The following is a 2,486-nucleotide window of genomic DNA, read 5'->3' as shown; positions in this document are numbered from 1 at the left end:
GCCGAGCTGAGCCACCGCTACATCACCGACCGCTTCCTGCCCGACAAGGCCATCGACCGCATCGACGAGGCCGCCTCCAAGATCAAGATCGAAATCGACTCCAAGCCGGAGGCGATGGACAAGCTCGATCGCCGCCTGATCCAGCTCAAGATCGAGCGCGAGGCGGTCAAGAAGGAGAAGGACGAGGCCTCCATCAAGCGCCTGGGCCTCATCGAGGAAGAAATCGCCAAGTTGGAGCGCGAGGCCGCCGATCTGGACGAGCTGTGGAAGGCCGAGAAGGCTCAGGCCCAGGGCTCGGCCCAGGTCAAGGAAGAGATCGATCGCGTGCGCACGCAGATCGAGGAACTCAAGCGAAAAGGGGACTTGGCGAAAGTCGCTGAGCTGCAATACGGCAAGCTGCCCGAGCTGGAAAAGCGCTTGGCCGAAGCGCAGGCCACCGAAGCCCAAGGGGCGGGCGCCAAGCCGCGCCTGCTGCGCACCCAGGTCGGTGCGGAGGAAATCGCCGAGGTCGTGGCCCGGGCCACGGGCATCCCCGTCAGCAAACTGATGCAGGGCGAGCGCGACAAGCTGCTGGCCATGGAAACCAAGCTGCACGAGGCCGTGGTGGGCCAGGACGAGGCCATCGTGGCCGTGGCCGACGCCATTCGCCGCAGCCGCGCGGGCCTGAGCGACCCGAACCGCCCCTTGGGCTCCTTCCTGTTCCTCGGCCCCACGGGCGTGGGCAAGACCGAGCTGTGCAAGGCCCTGGCCGAGTTCCTGTTCGACAGCCGCGACCACCTCGTGCGCATCGACATGAGCGAGTTCATGGAGAAGCACTCGGTCAGCCGCCTCATCGGCGCGCCCCCGGGCTACGTGGGCTACGAAGAAGGCGGCACGCTCACCGAGGCTGTGCGCCGCAAGCCCTACAGCGTGTTGCTGTTGGACGAGGTGGAAAAGGCCCATCCCGATGTGTTCAACGTGCTCCTGCAGGTGCTGGACGACGGCCGCCTGACCGACGGCCAAGGCCGCACCGTGGACTTCAAGAACACCGTCATCGTGATGACCAGCAACCTGGGCTCGCAGCACATCATGGCGCTGGCCGGCGAGCCCGACGAGGTCATCCGCGAAGCAGTGATGAGGGAGGTCAAGGGCCACTTCCGCCCCGAGTTCCTGAACCGCATCGATGAAACCGTGGTGTTCCACGCGCTGGGCCGCGAGCACATTCGCAGCATCGCCCGCATCCAACTGCGGGGCCTGGAGCAGCGCCTGGCGGCGCAGGAGATGCTGCTCACCGTCAGCGAAGCCGCGCTGGACGAGTTGGCCAAGGTCGGCTTCGACCCGGTCTTCGGCGCCCGTCCGCTCAAGCGCGCCATCCAGCAGCGCATCGAAAACCCGGTGGCCAAGCTGATCCTCCAGGGCCAGTTCGGCCCGAAGGACACGGTGCCGGTGGAGGTGGAGGACGGCGAGTTCCGGTTCGAGCGGACGGTGCACTGACCGGCCAGAGTTCGAGCCCCAGCTTGGCCGGCTGGGGCTCTCAACCTTTCAGTGGTAGCCGATCACGGTGGCTCCGATCACGAACACCGATGCCAATCCAAACAGCCACAGTTGGAAACGCCAAATGGCTTGAAACCACGTGCCCCAGTCCATCTTCACCACGCCCAAGCAGCCCACCAAGCTGGCCGAGGTGGGGATGATGATGTTGGTCAGGCCATCGCCCAATTGGAAGGCGAGGACCGCGACTTGGCGACCGACCCCCAGCAGGTCAGACAGCGGGGCCATCAGTGGCATGACCAAGGCGGCTTGACCGGAGCCCGAGGGCACGAAAAAGTTGGTCACCGATTGCAAGACCAACATCAGCCACGCTGAGGCCACTTGAGGCAAGCCGCTCAGGCCGTCGCCCATGTGGAACAGCATGGTGTTGAGCACCGACGGCTTGGCGGGGTTGTCGCCGCCCAGCAGCAGCACCAAGCCCTTGGCCAGCGCGACCACCAGGGCTGCTGGCAGCAGGTCTGCCGCCCCCTGCCGAAAGGCGCCTGCCAAGCCATTGGCATCGCAGCCCGGCTGGCGACCAAAGCGGCCGATCAAGCCGCAAACCAAGCCGATCGTGAAGAACTGGCTGGCAATCTCTGGGATGTAGTAGCCCCAAGCCAAGACGCCCCATGTGACCCACACCATGCCGAGCAGGAGGGTCACCAAGATGAGTTCGTCGGCCCAGGTCAAATGGCCGCCGGTGGTGGCGGTCTCGGCGCGAGCGAAGTGCTGCTGGTCTGACGCCCAGGCCAGCGACCGTCCCGGGTTCGCTTTGACCCAGTTGGCGTAGCGCATCAAGTACACGATGCCGAAAAGGGTGAACGAAGCCCACATCAGCAAGCGCAAACCTGCGCCAGAGCCCACTTGGACACCCGAGATGCCTTGGGCGATGGCCACGCCAAACGGGTTCATCCAACTCGTGCCGAAGCCGATTTGTGTGGCCACGTACGTGACCATCACGGCGCAAATGCTGTCGT

2 protein-coding genes are annotated in these 2,486 nt (G+C 65.1%); one reads left to right on the top strand and one right to left on the bottom strand.

Translation table 11 applies throughout. The features are described from left to right. Nucleotides 1-1,473: AAA family ATPase (locus tag O9335_RS11040; protein WP_298387894.1), on the top strand; the 1,473-nt coding region annotated here is incomplete at its 5' end. A 48-nt stretch (nucleotides 1,474-1,521) separates the two neighbouring features. On the opposite strand, the gene O9335_RS11035 is transcribed toward O9335_RS11040, so the two are convergent. After that, nucleotides 1,522-2,486: TIGR00366 family protein (locus O9335_RS11035; protein ID WP_298387891.1), on the bottom strand; the 965-nt coding region annotated here is incomplete at its 5' end.

This window comes from Inhella sp. (assembly GCF_027532025.1).
In the GTDB taxonomy this organism is placed as follows: Bacteria; Pseudomonadota; Gammaproteobacteria; order Burkholderiales; family Burkholderiaceae_C; genus Inhella.
Note: the sequence above shows the minus strand (reverse complement) of the source record. Positions and strands in the feature narration are given on the sequence as shown.